Source organism: Buchnera aphidicola (Shivaphis celti), assembly GCF_039349365.1.
Taxonomy (GTDB): Bacteria; Pseudomonadota; Gammaproteobacteria; order Enterobacterales; family Enterobacteriaceae; genus Buchnera_L; species Buchnera_L aphidicola_AL.
In genome coordinates, this window is record NZ_CP134977.1 from 323,963 (window position 1) to 346,403 (window position 22,441).

19 protein-coding genes, 1 tRNA gene, 1 rRNA gene and 1 pseudogene are annotated in these 22,441 nt (G+C 22.2%); 13 read left to right on the forward strand and 9 right to left on the reverse strand.

What is annotated here, in order from left to right; genetic code table 11:
* Positions 1–13: 13 nt before the first annotated feature.
* Positions 14–313, forward strand: coding sequence for a TusE/DsrC/DsvC family sulfur relay protein (locus RJT40_RS01535; RefSeq protein WP_343182434.1), 300 nt, complete (start codon positions 14–16; stop codon positions 311–313).
* Between the two features lie 3 nt (positions 314–316).
* Here RJT40_RS01535 and RJT40_RS01540 read toward each other — a convergent pair whose 3' ends face one another.
* The 5 genes from RJT40_RS01540 to cyoA form a co-directional block, all read right to left on the reverse strand.
* Positions 317–1,159, reverse strand: coding sequence for a protoheme IX farnesyltransferase (locus RJT40_RS01540; protein WP_343182435.1), 843 nt, complete (start codon positions 1,157–1,159; stop codon positions 317–319).
* Positions 1,160–1,166: 7 nt separating this feature from the next.
* Positions 1,167–1,508: a cytochrome o ubiquinol oxidase subunit IV gene (cyoD, locus tag RJT40_RS01545; RefSeq protein WP_343182436.1), complete on the reverse strand. Its 342-nt coding sequence runs from the start codon at positions 1,506–1,508 to the stop codon at positions 1,167–1,169.
* Complete coding sequence (locus RJT40_RS01550; protein ID WP_343182437.1) at positions 1,505–2,107, reverse strand: cytochrome c oxidase subunit 3; 603 nt, start codon at positions 2,105–2,107, stop codon at positions 1,505–1,507. The genes cyoD and RJT40_RS01550 overlap by 4 nt, the downstream gene beginning before the upstream one ends.
* 13 nt (positions 2,108–2,120) lie before the next feature.
* Positions 2,121–4,091, reverse strand: a complete 1,971-nt coding sequence (gene cyoB / locus RJT40_RS01555; RefSeq protein ID WP_343182438.1) for a cytochrome o ubiquinol oxidase subunit I — start codon at positions 4,089–4,091, stop codon at positions 2,121–2,123.
* Between the two features lie 73 nt (positions 4,092–4,164).
* Positions 4,165–4,998, reverse strand: a complete 834-nt coding sequence (cyoA, locus tag RJT40_RS01560; protein ID WP_343182439.1) for a ubiquinol oxidase subunit II — start codon at positions 4,996–4,998, stop codon at positions 4,165–4,167.
* 195 nt (positions 4,999–5,193) lie between these two features.
* Between cyoA and RJT40_RS01565 the strand changes: the two genes are divergently transcribed.
* The 11 genes and pseudogenes from RJT40_RS01565 (at position 5,194) to RJT40_RS01615 (ending at position 19,208) form a co-directional block, all read left to right on the forward strand.
* Positions 5,194–5,484: a BolA family protein gene (locus RJT40_RS01565; RefSeq protein ID WP_343182440.1), complete on the forward strand. Its 291-nt coding sequence runs from the start codon at positions 5,194–5,196 to the stop codon at positions 5,482–5,484.
* A gap of 45 nt (positions 5,485–5,529) precedes the next feature.
* The gene (gene tig / locus RJT40_RS01570; protein ID WP_343182441.1) at positions 5,530–6,816 is read left to right on the forward strand and encodes a trigger factor; all 1,287 of its coding nucleotides are present in this window, start codon (positions 5,530–5,532) and stop codon (positions 6,814–6,816) included.
* Between the two features lie 56 nt (positions 6,817–6,872).
* Positions 6,873–7,490, forward strand: coding sequence for an ATP-dependent Clp endopeptidase proteolytic subunit ClpP (gene clpP / locus RJT40_RS01575; RefSeq protein WP_343182442.1), 618 nt, complete (start codon positions 6,873–6,875; stop codon positions 7,488–7,490).
* Positions 7,491–7,645: 155 nt separating this feature from the next.
* Positions 7,646–8,755: pseudogene (clpX, locus tag RJT40_RS01580) on the forward strand (ATP-dependent Clp protease ATP-binding subunit ClpX); the annotation flags it as partial.
* Between the two features lie 124 nt (positions 8,756–8,879).
* Positions 8,880–11,225: an endopeptidase La gene (lon, locus tag RJT40_RS01585; RefSeq protein ID WP_343182443.1), complete on the forward strand. Its 2,346-nt coding sequence runs from the start codon at positions 8,880–8,882 to the stop codon at positions 11,223–11,225.
* A gap of 111 nt (positions 11,226–11,336) precedes the next feature.
* Positions 11,337–13,058 (forward strand): ABC transporter transmembrane domain-containing protein, encoded by a 1,722-nt coding sequence (locus tag RJT40_RS01590; protein ID WP_343182444.1) that lies wholly within the window; start codon positions 11,337–11,339, stop codon positions 13,056–13,058.
* Between the two features lie 52 nt (positions 13,059–13,110).
* On the forward strand, positions 13,111–14,841 hold the full coding sequence (locus RJT40_RS01595; RefSeq protein ID WP_343182445.1) for an ABC transporter transmembrane domain-containing protein: 1,731 nt from the start codon (positions 13,111–13,113) through the stop codon (positions 14,839–14,841).
* A 242-nt stretch (positions 14,842–15,083) separates the two neighbouring features.
* Positions 15,084–16,172: a DNA polymerase III subunit gamma/tau gene (gene dnaX, locus RJT40_RS01600; protein WP_343182446.1), complete on the forward strand. Its 1,089-nt coding sequence runs from the start codon at positions 15,084–15,086 to the stop codon at positions 16,170–16,172.
* 114 nt (positions 16,173–16,286) lie between these two features.
* Positions 16,287–16,619: a YbaB/EbfC family nucleoid-associated protein gene (locus tag RJT40_RS01605; RefSeq protein WP_343182447.1), complete on the forward strand. Its 333-nt coding sequence runs from the start codon at positions 16,287–16,289 to the stop codon at positions 16,617–16,619.
* 38 nt (positions 16,620–16,657) lie between these two features.
* The gene (htpG, locus tag RJT40_RS01610) at positions 16,658–18,547 is read left to right on the forward strand and encodes a molecular chaperone HtpG (protein ID WP_343182448.1); all 1,890 of its coding nucleotides are present in this window, start codon (positions 16,658–16,660) and stop codon (positions 18,545–18,547) included.
* Between the two features lie 10 nt (positions 18,548–18,557).
* Positions 18,558–19,208, forward strand: coding sequence for an adenylate kinase family protein (locus tag RJT40_RS01615; protein WP_343182449.1), 651 nt, complete (start codon positions 18,558–18,560; stop codon positions 19,206–19,208).
* Positions 19,209–19,260: 52 nt separating this feature from the next.
* Here the strand turns inward: RJT40_RS01615 and RJT40_RS01620 are convergent.
* Positions 19,261–19,334, reverse strand: a tRNA-Arg gene (locus tag RJT40_RS01620).
* A gap of 113 nt (positions 19,335–19,447) precedes the next feature.
* Here RJT40_RS01620 and folD point away from each other — a divergent pair.
* Positions 19,448–20,326, forward strand: a complete 879-nt coding sequence (gene folD, locus RJT40_RS01625; RefSeq protein WP_428994186.1) for a bifunctional methylenetetrahydrofolate dehydrogenase/methenyltetrahydrofolate cyclohydrolase FolD — start codon at positions 19,448–19,450, stop codon at positions 20,324–20,326.
* 11 nt (positions 20,327–20,337) lie between these two features.
* Here the strand turns inward: folD and cysS are convergent, their stop codons facing one another.
* The 3 genes from cysS to rrf all read right to left on the reverse strand — a co-directional run bounded on the left by cysS (position 20,338) and on the right by rrf (position 22,404).
* On the reverse strand, positions 20,338–21,597 hold the full coding sequence (gene cysS / locus RJT40_RS01630) for a cysteine--tRNA ligase (RefSeq protein WP_343182450.1): 1,260 nt from the start codon (positions 21,595–21,597) through the stop codon (positions 20,338–20,340).
* A gap of 186 nt (positions 21,598–21,783) precedes the next feature.
* Positions 21,784–21,993 carry a transcription antiterminator/RNA stability regulator CspE gene (gene cspE, locus RJT40_RS01635; protein WP_158349571.1) on the reverse strand — a complete coding sequence of 70 codons (210 nt, stop codon included), beginning with the start codon at positions 21,991–21,993 and terminating at the stop codon, positions 21,784–21,786.
* A 295-nt stretch (positions 21,994–22,288) separates the two neighbouring features.
* A 5S ribosomal RNA gene (rrf, locus tag RJT40_RS01640) occupies positions 22,289–22,404 on the reverse strand.
* Positions 22,405–22,441 lie beyond the last annotated feature (37 nt).

Genomic DNA, 22,441 nt, shown 5'->3' on the forward strand with positions numbered 1-22,441 from the left:
AAAATAAAAAAAAATGAAAAAGAATAATAAAAAAAAAAAAAAAAAAAAATGGAACATAGAAATAGCAAAAAATATTGCAAAACATGAAAATATTACTTTAACTACTGAACATTGGGAAATTATTTACATGATTCGTAATTATTACAAAAAATATAATTTTATTCTATCAAATAGAACTTTAATTAAAGCAATGAAAAATTCTTTCCCAGAAGAAAAATGCAATAGTTTTTATTTAATTAAACTATTTCCTCAGGGAATAGCAAAACAAGCGAATAAAATAGCTGGTATTCCTAAATCAAATATTTGTTTATAAAATTTATGAAAAAATTAAACATACATCAAAAATCAAAATAATAAAAACAGAACAATAAAATAAATATTTAAAATAATTAATTTTTATTTTTGAAAATAAAGTAAACAAAGATACTACAATCCATATAATTGTAAAAAAAAATAATAAAATAAAAAGAAATGATTTAGTAAAATAAAATTTATAAAAAGTGACTATTAATATAAAAAAAAATAAAATATAAAACAAAATAGAAAAAACAGTATAAGATATTCCTTTTTCTGAAACGATATTTGGTATTTGAGCAATATTATAATCTTTTTGATATATTAATAAAATAGAATACGAGTGTGGAATCTGCCACACAAAAAATATTAAAAATAATAAAATAGATTTTATATCAAAGCTATTTTTTGTCGAACAATAACCAATCACTGGAGGCAAAGCTCCCGCAATACCACCAAAAAAAACAGAATATATAGACTGTCTTTTCAAGAATAAACTATATAAAATGACATAAAAAAAAAATCCAATACAAGATAAAAAAACACATAATATATTTACTTTTAAAAAAAAAATTAATATACTAATACAAAAAAATAATACACCAGTTAGAAAAAAAAATAATTTAAAAAAAAAACCTACCTTTGTTGTCAAACGATGCTTTGTACGAGACATTTTTCTATCAATATCTACATCAATTATATTATTTAAAATACAACCAGAAGATATTAATAAAATTGAACCTAACAATACAAAAAACAATAAGTTAAAATTTATTGATAATTGAGAATAACAAAATCCACTAAAAACTGAAATCATATTTGCAATAACAATACCGGGCTTAATGATTTTAATATACTCAATCATATTTTTATTAATCACACAAAGTATTAAAAGTAGTATTACATTGTATGTTATACATGATCCATAAAGAACCAGAAAGAATAATACATACAATAATTATTGTAAAAAATAAGAAAACAATATTCCAAGAAGAACTTATTGATAATTTTAAATGTAAAAAATATTTTAAATGTACTAAAATTTGTAAAAATCCAAAAAATAAAACTAAAAAATAATTCGTATTTTTATTAAATAAATTTTCGACAACAATAAAAAAAGGAAATACTGTTAATAAAACAGAAAATAAAAACCCAGTATAATAAAAATTTATCTCTTTCCGTAAATATAATTTTTGAAATATTAAATTATTCATTTTATTTTCCCGAATAAATATACTGTCGTAAAAATACAAATCCAAATAATATCTAAAAAATGCCAAAATAAACCAAGACACATGATTCTAGTATAAATAAAATTATTTACATTATACTTACATAACTGAAATATGATACTTACCATCCATAATAATCCCACTACAACATGTGCACCATGTAATCCAATTAATGTAAAAAATGAAGATAAAAAACCATTACTTTGAGGTAAATATCCTAATTTTCTTAAATGATAAAACTCGTAATATTCTAAAAATACAAATACTGTTCCAAGCAATAAAGTACATAAAATAAAAAATAAAACAGAAGTATTACTTTTATATTTAGCATAAATAGATGCTAAACCATATGTAATTGAACTTAATAACAAAACAATCGTTTCCAAAAAAACAATTTTCAGATTTAAAAAATCATGACAAAAAATAAAATTTCTTGACATAACAAAATATACAGTAAACATTGTTGCAAATAAAATACAATCACTCATTAAATATATCCACATACCGAACATATTAATTTTATTTGCATGGTTTTGTATATCATGAAAATCATTTTTTTTATTTTTAAAAACATTTAACATACTTGCATTTCCTTTACTTTTTTTTATAATTTATAAAATATTTATCCTCTATTTCTTTAATTTTCATACTTTTTATATAAATAAATTTTTCTTTTTTACACATATATATATAAAATATAACAATAACAAAAAAAACAGAAAAAATACACATCCACCAAATATACCATATCATGGAAAATCCAAATAATAAAGAAAAAATTCCTAATATTACTCCTAAAGCAGTATTTTCAGGAATATGTATATTATGATATATATTATTTCTATTTAACAAATTATTTTTCTTTTTATACCAAAAATCATCTACATCTATAACATGAGGAATATGAGAAAAATTATATACTGGAGGAGGAGAAGAAGTACTCCACTCTAAAGTTCTACCATTCCAAGGATCTCCGCTATTATCAATATAAAATTTTTTATATTTAATGGAAATATATAACTGTATAATCTGACAAATAATTCCTATCAAAATTAAAAACGATCCAATAGCAGCAATAAATAACATAAAATGAAAATTATGATTAATATTTTGACCAAGACGACGAGTCATTCCCATAAATCCTAAATAATACAATGGCATAAAAGCAACAAAAAATCCAATAAACCAAAAATAAAAAGATATTTTACCCCAGTATTCATTTAATTTAAATCCAAAAAATTTAGGAAACCAATAATTAATCCCAGCAAAACAACCAAAAACAACTCCTCCAATAATAACAGTATGAAAATGTGCTACTAAAAATACACTATTATGTAATAAAAAATCAATTGCTGGAATTGAAAGAACCACACCTGCCATACCACCAATAGTAAATGTTACTAAAAAACCAATAGTCCATAACATAGCTGAATGTAGCTTAATACGACCTTGATACAATGTAAATAACCAATTAAATATTTTTACTCCTGTAGGTATGGCGATTATCATAGTAGTAATTCCAAAAAATGCATTTACATTAGATCCCGCCCCCATTGTAAAAAAATGATGTAACCATACTATAAAAGATAGTATTGTAATTGCTATAGTTGCCCAAACAAGAGAATAATAACCAAATAATTTTTTCTGAGAAAATGTTGCTACTACTTCAGAAAATACTCCAAATGCAGGCAAAATTAAAATATAAACTTCTGGATGTCCCCATATCCAAATTAAATTAACATACATCATAGAATTACCATTTAAATCATTAGTAAAAAAATGGAATCCTAAATAACGGTCTAGACTAAGTAGTATTAAAGTCATAGTTAATACAGGGAAAGAGGCTATAATTAAAACATTAGAACATAGGGTTGTCCAAATAAACACTGGCATTTTAAACATATTCATACCAGGTGCTCTCATTTTTAAAATTGTAACAATGAAATTAATTCCACTAAGAGTTGTTCCAATTCCAGCAATTTGTAAGCTCCAAATCCAATAATCTACTCCTACTCCAGGACTATATTGAATTTCAGAAAGTGGGGGATATGCCAACCAACCTGTTCTAGCAAATTCACCAATAATTAACGAAAAATTTAATAAAATTGCACTACTAGCAGTAAACCAAAAACTTAAGTTATTTAAAACAGGAAATGCAACATCTCTTGCTCCAATTTGCAAAGGTATAATAAAATTCATCAATGAAAAAATTAAAGGCATAGCGACAAAAAAAATCATAATTACCCCATGCACAGTAAAAATTTGATCATAATGATGAGGAGGTAAAAAACCATTTCCATTCGAAGAAGCAAAAAATTGTTGTAAACGCATCATTAAAGCATCAGTAAAACCTCTAAACAACATAATTAAAGCTAAAACAAGATACATAATAGAAATTTTTTTATGATCCACAGAAGTTAACCAATGCAACCATAAATATTTCCATTTTCTTAATTTAGTAATCTGTAAAAAAACAAAAAAACTAATGAAAAAAATGATCATACAAGTGATTATAATAATAGGTTCATGATAAGGAATATCTTTTAAAGTTAATTTTCCAAACATATTATCTCCTATTTATTTTACAAAAAGTAATTATAACAATAACATTTCATATTAACATTATAAATATAAAAAATTATTTACAACTAATTACATAATTCAGTAATTTCGTATCATAATAGTAAAAATATTCAATTTTTCTCGATGTATTCAATTTTAAAATGCTACGAATGTTTTGAAAATTATTTAATGCATGTGAAAATTTTTTTAGATGATTTTTCCATTTATAAAATGTATAAAACTTTGGAACGACAATAACACGAAATTTCATATTAGAAAATCCTGCTCCGTTATAATTTGAAGAAAAACCATTATATTTTCCTGGAAATTTAGCAATTAAATTTAAATGCTTAAACATTTTTGGCATAGCATAAACTTGACTACCTAAACGAGGAATAAAGAAAGCGCTCATAACAGAATGAGAAGTAATATTAAAAATAACTGGAGTATTGTCTGGAATAACAATTTCATTAATTGTAGCAATTTTTTCATGAGGATATATAAATAACCACCTCCAATTTAATGCAACAACATTAATTACAATAGGTTGATTTCTTGTAACAATTCTTCTTCTAGGATCTAATTGATGTGAAGTATTCCATGCAATAAAACCAAGAAATAAAATTATAATAATAGGAACTGTCCAAATAATTAATTCTATTCTAACAGAATGCGACCAATCTGGACGATAAGTATTCATTTTATTATCTTGGTAATTATATACAAAAAATAAAGTCATTAAAATAACTGGTATAACTAAAATTGACATTGCAAAAAAAACAATCCAAATGAGTTTATATTGTTGAATAGATATTACCTCAACTGGATGTATAATAGAACCATGGAAACAACTTAAAATAAATATCCCAAAAATTAAAACAATAATTTCAAAAATATTTTTTATATTCATAAAATTATCTTACACCTCCAAAAAAAAAAAAAAAAATAAACATATATATATATATATATAAACATATAAGTTAGGAATATTTATTATATTACATATCATATCAATCAATATATTGAGATTGAACTTTTAAAATTATAATGATATTATCAAATATCATTAATGTTAAATTAAAAAAATATCAATAAATTTTAAATTATGATTATAAAAAAAATAAAAAAATTTTTTTTTACTCAAATTATAAAAATATACGATAACAGTATATATCATCGCATGCATGATGATAAAAAACATTTATCAATACTAATTGTAAGTGATGATTTTCACAATATGAAAATGATTGAAAGACATCAAAAAATATATAAATTATTAAGAAAAGAAATGAAAAATGAAATATACGCATTATCAATACATACATATACTATGCAAGAATGGAAAAAAAAAAATAAAAAAATGAATCATATAAGATGTATAAATAAAAATATTTAAAAAACTATATTTACTTACCATAAATCATATCAATTAGGAAAATTAATGCAATTTATATTAGAAAAAATGGAAAATTTCCACCAAAAATTAAAAATTACTATACCATTTAACAAAATTGCTGAATTAAAAAAACAAGAAATAATTAAATTAAGAAAAAATACCACAATGAATGGATTTAGAAAAAATAAAATTCCTATCGAAATTATAAAAAAAAAATATAAAAATCAAATTGAAAATAACGTAATTAATGAAATTATTTACAATAATTTTAAAAAAATAATAAAAAAAAAAAATATCCAAGTGATTAACACTCCTAAAATCCAAATTAATCAATATCACAAACAGTCTGATTTTATTTTTTCAATTTATTTTGAATCTTTGCCTGAAATTAATTTGAAAAGTTTAAAAAAAATAGAAATAGATGTACCAATAATTGAAATATCTACAACAGACATAGAACATTATATAAATACTTTTAGAAAAAAAAAAATTATATGGATAAACAAAAAAGATCAAATTGTTGAAAATGATCAAATAAAAATAGATTACACAGTATTTATAAAAAATAAAGAAATTCATAAAAATAGAATAAAATTTATTTATAAAAAAAACCAATTCATTCCAGAATTTACAGCAGTCATATCTCATAAAAAATGTGGAGACCAATTTACAATAGAAAAAAAAATCCCAAAAGAACATCCAGACATCAATTTATGCGGGAAAACAGTATATATAAAAATATTTATTCAAACTATAAAATATAAACAATACATATATTCAGCAAAAGAATATATGACAAAAATAAAAAAAAAATACAATTTTCGTAACAATCAAGAACTATTTTCTTATATTAAGAAAAAACTAGAAAAAAAAAAAATATATTTTCAAGAAAACTATTTAAAATATCAATTAATAAACAAGCTAAAAAAAACAAATTTTTTTAATATTCCTGAAAATATTTTACAGAAAGAATATGTAAATGAAAATAAGAAAAGAAGAAAAAAATATGTTACAGAAAATGGAAATATATTAGAAATAAAATATTACCAAAACCTTAATAAAAAAATTGATGAACAATTAAAAATAGAAATATTAATAAAAGTAATAGCACATCAAAAAAACATCACTGTTACAAAAAAAGAAATAGAAGAATATATAAAAAACATCACCAAAAAGAAAAAATATTTTATCGAAATAACTAAAAATATACAACAAAAAGAAATGATAAATAATTATATTAAAAAAATTATTTTTGAAAAAAAAATTATAAATTTTTCGTTAAAAATATTTAAAATCAATTATATGCACTGTAACTTAAAAAAAATTATTTAAAATTTAACCATATCTAATCATTTATTTAAAATAAAATAATTTCATAGGATAAAGAGATGTTAAAAAATCAAGAAAAAACAAAAATAAACGACCATTTGATTCCAACAGTCATAGAAAAAACTAACTTGACGGAAAGATCATATGATATATATTCAAGACTACTGAAAGAACGAATTATTTTTATTACAGGTACAATTGAAGATAGTATGTCTAATACTATTATTGCACAAATGTTATTTCTTGAATCAGAAAATCCAAAAAAAGATATTTTTTTGTATATTAATTCTCCAGGTGGAGTAGTAACTGCAGGAATGTCTATTTATGACACCATGCAATTCATTCAACCAGAAATTAATACCATATGTATTGGACAAGCATGTTCCATGGCTGCAGTTTTATTATGCTCTGGGACAAAAAAAAAAAGATTTAGCTTAAATCATTCAAGAATTATGATTCATCAACCATTAGGAGGATATCAAGGACAAGTATCTGACATTATGATACATACCAAAGAAATGATTAAAACAAAAAATACAATCAATAAAATTCTTGCATTACATACAGGAAAAAAAGTTGAACAAATTGAAGAAGATACAGAAAGAGATTGTTTTTTCAATGCAAAAGAATCAATACAATATGGTTTAATCGATGAAATATTAAAAAAAAAGAAATAAATATTTCACAAAACAATTAAATATAAAAAAATATTAAAAAATTAAAAAAGATTGATCAAACATCATTTATATAAAAATATAAAATATCAACATATTCTACAAATTAATATTAAATGATATAATAATTTATCATTTAACAGGTAAATAATCAATTTAAAAAAAATATAATGGACATTAAAAAAAAAATATTAACCCCTCAAGAAATAAAGAAAAAATTAGATGACTATATTATAGGACAAAATACTACAAAAAAAATATTATCTGTTGCAATATATAATCACTATAAAAAAATAACATTTCAAACAGAAATAAAAGAACAATATAATACAGAACTAAATAAAAGTAATATACTATTGATTGGACCAACAGGAAGTGGAAAAACATTACTAGCAGAAACATTAGCTAAAATATTAAATATTCCATTTGTTATTGTCGATGCCACTTCATTAACTGAAGCAGGATATGTCGGAGATGATGTTGAAAATATACTACAAAGATTACTGCAAAAATGTCATTACAACGTTCAAGAAGCAGAAAAAGGAATAATATATATTGATGAAATTGATAAAATAGCAAAAAAATCTAATAATGTATCTATTACGAGAGATGTTTCGGGAGAAGGAGTACAACAAGCATTATTAAAAATTATTGAAGGAACTATCGCATCTGTTCCTCCACAAGGAGGAAGAAAACACCCAGATCAACAATGTTTACAAATTAACACTGCAAAAATATTATTTATTTGTGGAGGAACATTTGATGGATTAGATAAAATAGTTCATCAAAAAATAAAAAATAAAACTAAAATAGGTTTTTATCAATTCAATAAAGAAGTTCAAATTCCAAAAAAGAAAAACAATTTCTTAAAAAACATAGAACCAAAAGACTTAATAAACTTTGGTTTAATACCAGAATTTATAGGAAGATTACCTATTATTGCAACATTAAATCCAATTGACAAAAATATGTTAACTAAAATATTATGCGAACCAAAAAACGCATTAATTAAACAATATCAAAGCATATTTGCATTAGATAATATTAAATTAAAATTTACAAAACAATCAATACAAGAAATTGTTAAACAAGCTATTTTAAAAAATATTGGAGCAAGAGGATTGCGATCTATTATGGAAAATATTTTATTAAATACAATGTATGAATTACCATCAATGAAAAACGTTAAAACAGTACAAATTACACAATCTGTAATTCAAAAAAATAATAAACCAATTATTATATTTCATAAAAATAAAGAATCATAAAGAATAGTTTATATTATAACATATAAAATATACAATATATATAATTTATTAAAATAAATTATAATTAATGAAATAAAATTAATATGATAAAAATATTAAAAATAAATTAAACTAAGAGAATTATATGAATTCTGAATGTTCTAAATATATTAAAATACCTATCTTGCCATTAAGAGATATCGTTATATATCCAAATATCATAATACCATTATTTGTTGGTCGAAAAAAATCTATTCAATGTATAGAATATTCCATAAAAAAAGACAAACAAATCATGTTAGTTACACAAAAAAAATCTACAATAGAAAATCCAGAAATACATCAATTATTTAATATTGGTACAATTTCAAAAATATTACAAATGTTTACACTACCAGATGGAACAATAAAGATTTTAGTAAAAGGATTAAAAAGAGCAAAAATTTATTCAATAAATGATCAGGGAAAGTTTTTAACTGGAGAAATTCAATACATTAATTCTTACACAGTAAACGAAAAAGAAAATAAGGTATTGATGAAATTAGCTATAGAAATATTTGAAAAATACTTAAGTTTTAACCAACAAATTCCTATGGAAATTGTAAATTCATTACAAGAAGTCAAAAACGCATCAAAATTATCTAATATAATATCGTCACATCTTTCTTTAAAATTATATGATAAACAAAAAATTTTAGAAATGTCTGATGTAAACAAAAAACTAGAATATTTAATTCTAACTTTAAAATCAGAAATTGATTTATTTGAAATTGAAAAGAAAATAAGACATCGAATACAAAATAACATGGAAAAAAACCAAAAAGAATACTATTTAAATGAACAAATAAAAGCCATAAAAAAAGAATTAGGAGAAATAGATAACACAAAAAAAGAATACGAAGTACTAAAAAATAAAATTCATACATTAAAACTACCAAAAACAGTACGAAAAAAAGCATTAGGAGAGTTAAAAAGACTGAAAATGATGTCTACAATATCTGCAGAAGCATCTGTAATAAGAGGATATATTGAATGGATACTACAAATCCCATGGTCTATCAAAAGCAGAATAAAAAAAAATATCCAACAGGCAAAAAAAATATTAGATAAAGATCATTTTGGTTTAAAAAAAGTAAAAAATAGGATATTAGAATACTTAGCTGTACAAACAAGAACTAAAAATAAAGCGAAAGGACCAATACTATGTTTAGTAGGACCTCCAGGTGTAGGAAAAACTTCTTTAGGAAAATCTATTGCTAAAGCAACAGGAAGAAAATATACTAAAATGGCTCTTGGAGGTATAAGAGACGAAGCAGAAATTAGAGGACATCGTAAAACATATATTGGTTCCCTTCCAGGAAAAATTATGCAGAATATGGCTCAGGTCGGTGTAAAAAATCCATTATTTTTATTAGATGAAATCGACAAAATATCTAATGATACTAGAGTAGATCCTACTTCTGCTTTACTTGAAGTGTTAGACCCTGAACAAAATAAAAATTTTAACGATCATTACTTAGAATTAGATTATGACTTATCAGAAGTCATGTTTATTGCTACTGCTAATTCAACAAACATTCCCAATCCATTACTAGATAGAATGGAAATAATTTATGTTTCAAGTTATACTGAAGAAGAAAAATTTAATATAGCTAAAAATTACCTAAAACCTAAACAAATTAAAAGACATTCTCTAAAAAACGAAGAAATAAATATTACAGATAACGTTCTAAAAAATATTATAAATTATTATACACGAGAGGCAGGAGTACGAAATTTAGAAAAAGAAATAGCAAAAATATGTAGAAAAGTAATAAAAAATATTGTTATGGATACTTCAATTAAAAATATTAATATTCATAGTAAAAATTTAAAAAAATACCTTGGTGTAAAAAAATTTTACTATGGTAAAATTCAAAATAAAAATCAAATTGGACAAGTCAATGGATTAGCATGGACAGAAATTGGAGGAGAATTATTAACAATCGAAACAGCATGTGTACCCGGTAAAGGAAAATTAATTTATACAGGATCGTTGGGAGAAGTAATGCAAGAATCTATACAAACAGCACTTACTGTAGTACGATCACAGTCTGTTAGATTAAATATTCAATCTAACTTTTATGAAAAATATGATATACATGTACATATTCCAGAGGGAGCAACGCCAAAAGATGGACCAAGTGCAGGAATCGCAATATGTACAGCATTGGTATCTATATTAACAAAAAATCCAGTAAAATTAGACATCGCGATGACAGGAGAAATTACATTAAATGGAAATGTCCTAACTATTGGAGGATTAAAAGAAAAATTGCTTGCAGCACACCGAGGGGGTGTAAAAACTATTATTATACCGTATAAAAATAAATACCATTTAACAGAAATATCTCAAAAAATACTACTGAAATTAAATATACATCCTGTAAAAAATATAAAAGAAGTGTTATTAATTGCTTTAAAAAATCCACCTTATAAAAATAACATATAAAATTAAGCTAATAATATTCAAATATTTTAAATATTTAATAAAATATTTACCTAGAAAATTGAATATAAAATTATATTAATAAAATTTTACATAAAAATATAAGGTAATTTTGTGCAATTATTTAAAAAAATTAGCTGGTATTTTCGAGCAGAATGGAAAAGATATACAGGATCTATATTTTTATTAATTATAATATCAATTTTACAATTACTCCCTCCCAAGATAATTGGTATATTGATTGATCATGCTATGATAGAAAAAAAATATACATTGAAATCATTCTTATTAATTAGCAGTATGTTACTAATTGCTATCATAATATATATTTTACGATATTTGTGGAGAATATTACTATTTGGTGCAGCATATAAATTATCAGTTATATTAAGAAAAAAAATATATAAATATCTAGTTAAAAAAAACATCATATTTTATTCAACAAACCGTATTGGTGATTTAATGGCTAAATCAACTAATGACGTTGATAAAATAGTATTTTTTGCAGGAGAGGGAGTATTAACATTAATAGATTCTCTTGTTACTGGATCTTCTGTAATTATCATGATGTTTACACAAATTAATTTCATATTAACAATAATATGTTTAATTCCTATGCCAATAATGACTATTTTAATTATTTATTATGGTCAAAAATTATACTTATCTTTTCAGAAATCACAAAAAACATTTTCTAATTTAAATAATTATGTTCAAGAAAATACAAAAAATATATATATGATTAAAAATTTTGGATTAGAAAAATATATAATTAATCAATTTAAAAAAAATACTATACAGGCTAAATTAAAAAATATCCAACTATCAAAAATTGAAGCAAAATTCGAACCAATTATTTATTCAGCTATTATGTTTTCAAATTTTTTAGCAATTATAATTGGCAGTTATTTCGTTTGTAATAATTATATTACTATTGGCAATCTGACAAGTTTTATAATGTATTTAGGATTAATGGTTTGGCCAATGTTAGCATTAGCTTGGATGTACAATATACTTGAAAGAGGAAATGCTTCTTGGAATAGATTACAAAACATCATGAACAAAAATAATTTCTTTATAGATAAAAAAGAAAATATAATAAAAAAAAAAAAAGATATTTATTTTCAAATTAAAAAATTTAATTATGAAAATAGTAAAAAATCAATTATAAAAAATATATTTATTAAAATTGATTTTAACAAAACTATTGGTTTATGTGGACCTACAGGAAGTGGGAAAAGCACAATAATTAATTTATTACAAAGAAACTTAGAATGTACAGAAGGAACCATTTTATACAATAACACACCAATTAATCATTATAAAATTTCAGATTGGAGAAAAAACATCTCTGTTGTCAATCAATCTACATTTTTATTTTCAGATACTATTAAAAATAATATCACATTGGGAAAAAAACATGCAACAAAAAAAGAAATCGAATACGTTACTAAAATAACTAATATACATCACGAAATTATGCATTTTCCTCAACAATATAACACAAAAATAGGGAAAGAAGGTGAGAATCTATCAGGAGGGCAAAAACAAAGGATCTCAATAGCACGATCTTTATTATATAATAAAGAAATTCTAGTTTTAGACAATGCATTATCTGCAATAGATAAAATAAATCAAATAAAAATATTTAAAAATATTAATTTGTGGAAAAAAAAAAAACATACCATCATTATAGTAACACATGCATTATATATATTAAATCAATTAAAAGAAATAATTATTATTAATGATGGAAAAGTTGAAAATATTGGAACGCACGATCAATTACTAAAATACAATCATTGGTATAAAAACATGTGCAAACAACAAAAATAAATTATATCATACAATTTTAATACGATTGCAAAAAAAAAAAAAAGGAAACAATATGGCTAATTTAATATTAGGTTGGCCAACACTAAAACGTTTATTATATTACGGAAAATTTTGGAAAAAAGAAATTTATACAGCATTTTTAATACTATTTTTTGCATCCATATTAGAAACAATTGGGCCATGTTTAATTAGTTATTTTATCAATCATATAGAAAAAATAAAACAGGTAAATAAAATATATCTATTATCCGTTTTATCTTTTTATTTTATATCACAAACAACATCCATTATATTAAACTATTTACAAACAATATTATTTAACAAAATTGCTATTAAAATAATTCAAAAAATTAGAATAGAAGTTTTTACTTCATTAATATCAAAACCACTATACTTTTTTAATAAAACTCCGATAGGAGATATTATTTCAATTATTACAAATGATACAGAAATACTGAAAGAATTATATGACACAGTTCTAATAAATATTTTTAAAAATATCTCTTTAATTATTATTATGTTAATTACAATGTTTTTCTTACAATGGAAAATGGCAATTATTGCTACAACGTTATTTCCGATAGTCATAATAATAATATTATTTTATCAATATTTTTGTATACCAAAATTAAGAAAAATACGCTCATTGCTAACAAAAATAAATCATGAATTCCATGAAATTATTAACGGAATTCATATTATTCAACAATTTTCACAAGAAAAAAAATTTCTTCAAATAATTAAAAAATCTAATACATCGCATTATCAATTAAAAATAAATATTTTAAAAATAGATAGTTTATTACTTCGACCATTAATAAATTTAATTTCCTCTGTGATACTATGTGGATTAATGAGTATTTTTATTACTACACCTATTAATATTATTCATATTGGAACAATATATGCCTTTATTAGTTACTTAAATCGAATAAATGAACCATTAATTATTATTACTACACAACAAACTATGTTGCAACAAGCAATAGTTTCAGGAGAAAGAATATTTCATTTGTTAGATTATCCAAAACAAAAATATGGAAATGACAACAGTAATCTTATAACAGGGAAGATTCAGTTTAAAAATCTTAATTTTCAATATAATCAATATAGTAAAAAAATATTAAGCAACATTAATTTGACTATTCCATATCAAGAATTTACAGCGATTATTGGAGAAACAGGGAGTGGAAAAAGTACTCTAGTAAATTTAATTATGGGACACTATATCATTCAACAAGGAAATTTATTCATTGATAACCGAAAAATTTCTACACTGAGTTATCAGATATTAAAAAAAAATATTTATATAGTACAACAAAATCCATGTATATTAAGCGGAACAATTTTATTCAATATTAGTTTAGGAAAAAATGTATCAGAAATAGAAGTATGGAAGGTTTTAAAAAAAATAAAATTATATAATTTTGTTCAATCTTTAGAAAATAAAATACATACTTTTTTGCAATCAGGTTATGAGAATTTATCTATTGGACAAAAACAATTAATATCCATTGCACGAGTTTTAATAATTAAACCAAAAATTTTAATATTAGATGAATTCACTTCTAATATAGATCCTGAAATAGAAGATATTATTCAAAAAATATTAATAAAAATAAAAAAAAACAGCACTATTATTATAATTGCCCATAAATTATCTACAATAAAATATGCTAAAAATATTATTATTTTAAAAGATGGGAAAATTATTGAACAAGGAGGAAAAAAAAAATTATTAAATAATAGAAATAGTTACTACAAAAAATACTTACTTGAATAAATAGTAATCGTCTTTGTTAAGACAATAAATACCTGTTATATATTTAACCTAGCTGCTTCCTTCCAGACCTGACTAATTATTTAAATATATTAAAACAGTATTCAATAATCATTAACAAAGACATTCAAATAATACATAATTATTATACAAAAAAACAAAAAAAAAAGATAGATAATAAAATATTTTATCTATTTTTAATTAATTAATATATTAAAATGATATAAATTGAGAAAATAAAATACATGAATTATATAATTTTAGCAAGAAAATTTCGACCTACTAGTTTTACTGATATGATTGGACAAAATCATATTATTGAAATGATTAAAAATAGCTTTACATTAAATAAATTACATCAGTCATGGATATTCTCTGGTCCTCATGGAACAGGAAAAACTACCGCTGCAAGATTACTAGCAAAAAGCTTAAATTGCAAAAACAGAAAAAATATGTATGCATGCAATAAATGCAATCATTGTTATGATATGCAAAATGGATGTTTTCCCGATCTCATAGAAATAGATGCAGCTTCTAAAACTAAAGTAGAAGATATTAAAGAATTATTACAAACTGCAAAATATATTCCAATGAAAGGAAAATACAAAATATATCTTATTGATGAAATACATATGTTATCTAGACATAGTTTCCACTCTCTATTAAAAATACTTGAAGAACCTCCAGAATACATTAAATTTATTTTTATCACGACAGAAATAAAAAAAATACCACCAACAATCTTATCCCGATGTATATACTTTCAATTTATAAAAATTAATGAAAAAAAAATACAAAACTATTTAAAAAGAATATTAAACATAGAAAAAGTGTATTTTGAAGATGATGCATTAAAAATAATTTCACAAAATTCTGGAGGAAGTTTACGAGATGCATTAAATTTAACCGAACAAGCACTGATATTAAGTAATCAAAAAATTACAAAAAAATGTATAATCAATATGTTTGGTATATTAGATAAAGAAAAAACTATTAAAATTATTATGTTAATTTTAAAAAAAAATTCTAATAAATTAATGCATTATATCGAAAAAATATATTATTCAAATATAAATCTTGAAAATATATTAATAGAAATATTAAAAATATTTCATGAAATTGCAATAATACAACATACTACATTGCATTTAACAATGATAAAAAATTCAAATACAGAAACAATTATGAATCTTGCAAAATTAATCAGTTATAAAAATCTAACAAAATATTATCAAATTGTTTTAATGGGAAAAAAAACATTACATACTGCACCTACAATAAAAATAGGGGTAGAAATTATTTTATTAAATTTAATACATGCAATAGAAAAATAAATTTATATTTCAACATAAATTATATTATAATGAAAATAAATTTCAATATAAAATAAATCACAATATTAAATATCATGACAAAAAAATAAAATAAAATTTTTTAAAAGGAAAAATATGTTTAATAAAAACAATATTAGCGATTTAATGAAACAAGCACAAAAGATGCAAGAAGAAATGAAAAAAGCACAAAAAGAAATTTCCAATTTAACAGTTACAGGAGAATCAGGAGCAGGATTAATTAAAATTAATTTAAATGGAAAATACCATTGCACTAATTTAAAAATCGATGCCAATTTATTAAAAAAAGAAAAAAAAGAAATGTTAGAAGATTTAATTATTGCAGCATTTAATTCTGCTAATAAAAAAATACATGACGAAAAACAAAAAAAGATTTCTATTCTCAATCCTGATTTGCCATTTACAAAAAATACAAATTTAAAAAAATAATGTTAATTATATAACAAGTCAACTAAAACGAGAACATAATGAACAAAAAAATAGAAAAACATCAATTTCAATCTGAAATTAAACAACTATTACATTTAATGATACATTCTTTATATTCCAACAAAGAAATATTTTTACGAGAACTGATATCCAATGCATCTGATGCAATTGACAAACTTCGTTTTAATTTATTATTGTCAAAAAATGAAATTAAAAAAAAAGAAAAAGAATACATTCGTATTATATTAAATAAATCAAAAAATACGATTACCATTTCAGATAATGGAATTGGGATGAATAAAATAGAAATAATTGAAAATTTGGGAACAATAGCAAGATCTGGAACAAAAAAATTTTTAAAAAATTTATCACCAGATCAAATAAAAAATAATCAACTTATTGGAAAATTCGGTGTCGGTTTTTACTCTGCATTTATGGTAGCAAAAGAAATAACAGTAAAAACAAGACATATGCAGGAAAATAATCCAGATAATAGTATTTTTTGGAGATCAAATGGTTCTGAAGAATATTTGATTAATACAATTTATAAAGAAGAACATGGAACAGAAGTAGAAATTTTATTAAAAGATAACGAAAAAGAATTTTTAGAAGAATGGAAAATACGTAATATTATCAATAAATATTCTGATCATATTACTATTCCTATCGAAATACAAGAATATAACACAAAAAATAAAACATTTTCTTGGAAACAAATTAATAAAGCTAAAGCATTATGGACTTTCCAAAAATCGCAAATTACTAAAAAAGAGTATAAAGATTTTTATTATGATATTACGAAAGATACAAATGGTCCATTAGCATGGACACATAATCATATTGAAGGAACACAACCATATATCAATTTATTATACATTCCAAAAAAATCATCTTGGAATATATGGGAACAAGATAATAAAAATAATGGAATAAAATTATATATTAAAAAAACTTATATTATGGACGATGCTAGTTGTTTTTTACCGAATTATTTAAGATTTATAAAAGGAATATTAGATGCTGAAAATTTACCATTAAATATTTCAAGAGAAATATTACAAGAAAACAGTATTACAAAAAAAATAAAATTATCTTTAACAAAAAGAGTATTAAATTTATTACATATATTATCAAATAAAAAAGAAAAAAAATATCAAATATTTTGGAAAGAATTTGGAACAATATTTAAAGAAGGAATTGCAGAAGATACAACTAACAGAGAAAAAATTGCTAATTTATTAAGATTTACATCGATGAAAAATAATTCTCATGAATCGATTCTATCATTAAATGAATATATAAAAAATATGCATGAAAATCAAGAAAAAATATATTTTTTAATTGCAGAAAACTATGAATCAGCAAAAACCAGTCCACATTTAGAAATTTTTCAAAAAAACAACATTGATGTATTATTATTATCAAATCGTATTGATGAATGGATGATGAATTATTTAACTGAATTTAAAAATAAAAAATTCCAATCAATTAATAAAATTGATAATGAATTTGAAAAAAAATTTAAAAAAAATAATAAAAATTATAATGAAAATCCTGAAATAAAAAATTTTTTAGAAAACATACAGAATACGTTAAAAGAAAAAGTTGAAAAAGTAACAATAAGTGATCGACTAATTCACAGTCCTGCTGCATTAATTGCAAATAAAAATACACTAAGTCCACATATGGCAAAATTATTCACAGCTGCCGGTCAAAAAGTTCCACCAGTAAAATATATATTAGAAATTAATATAGATCATGATTTAATAAAAAAAATTATGAATATACAAGATAAACATAATTTTAAAAATTGGATTAATTTATTATTTGATCAATCCTTATTATCTGAACAAGGATCTTTAGATAACCCAAACCATTTTATAAAAAACATGAATAAATTACTAATCAATAACGAAAATATAAAATAAAAATAATTTTATGAAAATTATATTTTTTGGTCCTCCTGGTTCAGGAAAAGGAACACAGGCAAAATTAATTACAAAAAAATTTAATATTTTTCATATCTCTCCAGGAGATATCCTAAGAAAAGAAATTTCAAAAAAAACAACATTAGGGAAAATAATTCAACACAATATGAATCATGGTAAATTAATTGATGACAATATAATATTAGATTTAGTACAAAAAAAAATAAATCAAAAAAAATTTACCAACGGATTTATTCTCGATGGCGTACCAAGAACAATAATTCAAGCAAAGGAAATAGAAAAAAAAAATATATATATTAACTATATTATAGAATTTATATTACCATTAGAAAAAATATACGAAAGAATTTTAGGAAGAAGAATACATAAAGAATCAGGAAGAACATATCATATTAAATATCATCCTCCAAAAATAAAAAACAGAGATGATATTACAAACGATGAATTGACAATTCGAAAAGATGATAATATTCATATAATCAATACAAGGTTATTTGAATACCAAAAAATGAAAACAGAAATAATAAAATTTTATGATAATAAAATAAAAAAAAAAAAAATACGGTACTATAAAATTAATGCAGCACAAAAAATAGAAAAAATATACAAAGAAATAAAAGAAAATCTTCAAAAAATATAATATTTTACATTAATATTGAATAATAAATTTATAAAATCATAACAATTTTATATGCGCTCTATAGGATTCGAACCTATGACCTACGGCTTAGAAGGCCGTTGCTCTATCCAACTGAGCTAAGAGCGCAAATAGATCTTCAAAAGAATAAATTTTAAAAGTAATAAAAATATTCTATATTATAGATACCACAATTACATTATAAACAATAATATCTATTAATTCAATAAAAATTAAAAAATATGAACATAAAAAATAAAATCATGTATAGTAAAAATTTAACAAACACAATCATCAAAAATATAAAAAAAACAGTACAAAATGAGACTCGATATGGAAAAAGACCGCCAGGATTAGCAGTAATCTGGATGAAAAATAATACATCTACTGAAGTATATATCAAAAATAAAAAATACGCTTGTAAAAAAGTAGGATTTTATTTAGAAGAATGGATATTAAAAAATTCTACTTCAGAAAAAGATATAATTAATTTAATAAAAAAATTAAATAAAAATGATAAAATTGACGGAATTTTAATACAATTACCATTACAAAATCAAATCAACACAAGAAGAATTATTGAACACATTCATCCAAAAAAAGACATTGATGGTTTCCATCCATATAATATTGGATGCTTATGCCAAAAAAATCCAAAATTAAGACCTTGTACTCCCAAAGGAATTATTTCTTTATTAAAAGAATATAAAATAGAAATTAAAGGATTAAATGCATTAGTTATTGGAGCATCGAATATTGTAGGAAGACCAATGAGTTTAGAATTATTACTAGCAGGATGCACCACAACTATTACACACAGATTCACTATTAACTTAAATAAATATATTAAAAATGCAGATTTAATTATTGTAGCAGTTGGAAAACCAAATTTTTTAGATCAACAAAAATTTAAAAAAAATGCAATTATTATTGATGTTGGAATAAACAAAATTTCTTCTAAAGATAAAATTGTGGGAGATGTTAATTTTGATTCTGTACTACCGAAAGTATCTTACATTACTCCGGTTCCTGGAGGGGTAGGACCAATGACTGTTGTTACATTATTACAAAACACGCTTGATGCTTATCAAAATAAGCATTACTATCATTCATTTCAATAATATTTTCCATTTTAACGTTTTAAAATTTCATTCAAAGAATTTAAAAACAATTGAGGATGTTGATTTAATAAACCAATAATATTTGCTAAAAATTTCAATTGATATATTAATTGGATATATAAATTTTTATTTTTTTTTCTAATATGTATATTAATTTGCTTTACTAAAGCAAACAAAACAGAAATTGCATGAGGAGTATTAAAATCATTATTCATAGCATCAAAAAATTTTGCACAAAAATGCTGATACTGTAAAGAAAAAGTCTTATTAAACACGGTATCTCGATCTTTAATGAAATTTAGTACAGTATATAATTTTTTTAAATCAAAAATTGCTTTATATAATTTTTTTTCATCAAATGATATTGGTTTTCGATAATGAGTAGATAAGAAAAAATAACGTATAATTTCTGAATTATAATTTTTTAATATATCATATAAAAAAACAGTATTATTTAAAGATTTTGACATTTTATTATTATTAACTAATATTGAACCAATATGAATCCAATATTTTCCATATGTATTTTTATTATATAATGCAGAAGATTGTGCTCTTTCATTTTCATGATGAGGAAATAATAAATCTGATCCTCCGCCATGAATATCAAGATTTTTTCCAAAAAATATATGATTAAAAGTAGAACATTCTATATGCCATCCAGGACGACCGAATCCCCATGGAGAATCCCAGTTTGGAGTATCTATTTTAGATACTCTTTTCCATAAAACAAAGTCTTGTGTACATTTTTTTTGAAATATATTAGAATCTTGACTAAATTTTAATTTATTAATATTTTGTTTAGAAAGTTCTCCATAATTCTGATAATGATTAACAGAAAAAATTACATCTCCATTATTTGCTATATACCCAAATTTTTTTCCTATTAAAATATTAATACAATGAATGATATCAGAAATATGATCTGTTACTCTTGGCTCAAAATTAGGATCTAATAAACCTAATTTTTTAAAATCTCTTTTCATAAAAAAGATCATTCGATTTGTTAAATTATAATAATCTTCTTTATTTTTCTTAGCAGTATAAATAATTTTATCATCAATATCAGTAATATTTCGAACATAGTTAGTATTATACTTTAGATATTGTAAATATCTAATGATCATATCAAATGCTGTAAATGTTCTTGCATGTCCAATATGACAATAATCATAAACTGTAATTCCACATACATAAATGTTAACTATTTTTATATCAATCGGATTAAAAAGTTCTTTTTGTTTTGTTAATGTATTAAAAATTCTTAACATTATCAACTCTTATATAGAAATAAAATAAAATATAATTATAATAATAGTATATCATAATATGATATAATGTTAGTATTATACTATATAAAATTTCACCACAGAAAAAATAAAAGTTTACACTGTGGTGATTATATTTCATGAGTAAAATCATTAAACTAATTTAATTAGTTTCTACCATGTATAGAATTATAAGCTAACCACATTAGCTGCTGAAGGACCTTTTGCTCCTTCAGTAATTTCAAATTCCACACTTTGACCTTCAGATAAAGTTTTAAAACCATTACTTTGAATGGCTGAAAAATGAACAAAAACATCCTTACTGCCATCTTCAGGGGTAATAAAACCAAAACCTTTTGATTCATTAAACCACTTTACGTTACCCTTAATCTTGGACATCTAACTTACCTTGTACTCAAACACAAAAAAAAAAAAAAAAAAAACTAAAGCAAATATATAATAATATTAAAAAAATAATAAAAATTAAAAATAATAATCTCAATCGATACAAGAAAATATAATATTATTAAAAAAGTAAAAAAACAATATTATCAAAAAAAAAAAAAAAAAAAAAAAGAAAAAACGATAAAAAACATTAATAATTTAAATCTATAAAATAATATTTTTGTTTTCAAATCAAAATATCAAATAAAAGAAAAAAATTACTTAAAAATAAATATAATAAAAAATAATATCCTGGCAGTGACCTACTCTTACACGAGGAGACCTCGTACTACCATCGGCGTTATAATGTTTCACTTCTGAGTTCGGAATGGAATCAGGTGGTACCATTACACTATTTTTACCAGGATATAATAATTTATATGTTATTTTAAAATATAAAATC

Excerpts from the sequence above, each read along its gene's own strand:
- cspE (WP_158349571.1), bottom strand. The coding sequence starts at position 21,993 with ATGTCCAAGATTAAGGGTAACGTAAAGTGGTTTAATGAATCAAAAGGT.
- RJT40_RS01565 (WP_343182440.1), top strand. The coding sequence starts at position 5,194 with ATGATTATAAAAAAAATAAAAAAATTTTTTTTTACTCAAATTATAAAA.
- RJT40_RS01615 (WP_343182449.1), top strand. The coding sequence starts at position 18,558 with ATGAAAATTATATTTTTTGGTCCTCCTGGTTCAGGAAAAGGAACACAG.
- cysS (WP_343182450.1), bottom strand. The coding sequence starts at position 21,597 with ATGTTAAGAATTTTTAATACATTAACAAAACAAAAAGAACTTTTTAAT.
- htpG (WP_343182448.1), top strand. The coding sequence starts at position 16,658 with ATGAACAAAAAAATAGAAAAACATCAATTTCAATCTGAAATTAAACAA.
- RJT40_RS01540 (WP_343182435.1), bottom strand. The coding sequence starts at position 1,159 with ATGATTGAGTATATTAAAATCATTAAGCCCGGTATTGTTATTGCAAAT.
- folD (WP_428994186.1), top strand. The coding sequence starts at position 19,448 with ATGAACATAAAAAATAAAATCATGTATAGTAAAAATTTAACAAACACA.
- tig (WP_343182441.1), top strand. The coding sequence starts at position 5,530 with ATGCAATTTATATTAGAAAAAATGGAAAATTTCCACCAAAAATTAAAA.
- clpP (WP_343182442.1), top strand. The coding sequence starts at position 6,873 with ATGTTAAAAAATCAAGAAAAAACAAAAATAAACGACCATTTGATTCCA.
- dnaX (WP_343182446.1), top strand. The coding sequence starts at position 15,084 with ATGAATTATATAATTTTAGCAAGAAAATTTCGACCTACTAGTTTTACT.
- lon (WP_343182443.1), top strand. The coding sequence starts at position 8,880 with ATGAATTCTGAATGTTCTAAATATATTAAAATACCTATCTTGCCATTA.
- RJT40_RS01535 (WP_343182434.1), top strand. The coding sequence starts at position 14 with ATGAAAAAGAATAATAAAAAAAAAAAAAAAAAAAAATGGAACATAGAA.
- cyoA (WP_343182439.1), bottom strand. The coding sequence starts at position 4,998 with ATGAATATAAAAAATATTTTTGAAATTATTGTTTTAATTTTTGGGATA.
- RJT40_RS01605 (WP_343182447.1), top strand. The coding sequence starts at position 16,287 with ATGTTTAATAAAAACAATATTAGCGATTTAATGAAACAAGCACAAAAG.
- cyoD (WP_343182436.1), bottom strand. The coding sequence starts at position 1,508 with ATGAATAATTTAATATTTCAAAAATTATATTTACGGAAAGAGATAAAT.
- cyoB (WP_343182438.1), bottom strand. The coding sequence starts at position 4,091 with ATGTTTGGAAAATTAACTTTAAAAGATATTCCTTATCATGAACCTATT.
- RJT40_RS01550 (WP_343182437.1), bottom strand. The coding sequence starts at position 2,107 with ATGTTAAATGTTTTTAAAAATAAAAAAAATGATTTTCATGATATACAA.
- RJT40_RS01595 (WP_343182445.1), top strand. The coding sequence starts at position 13,111 with ATGGCTAATTTAATATTAGGTTGGCCAACACTAAAACGTTTATTATAT.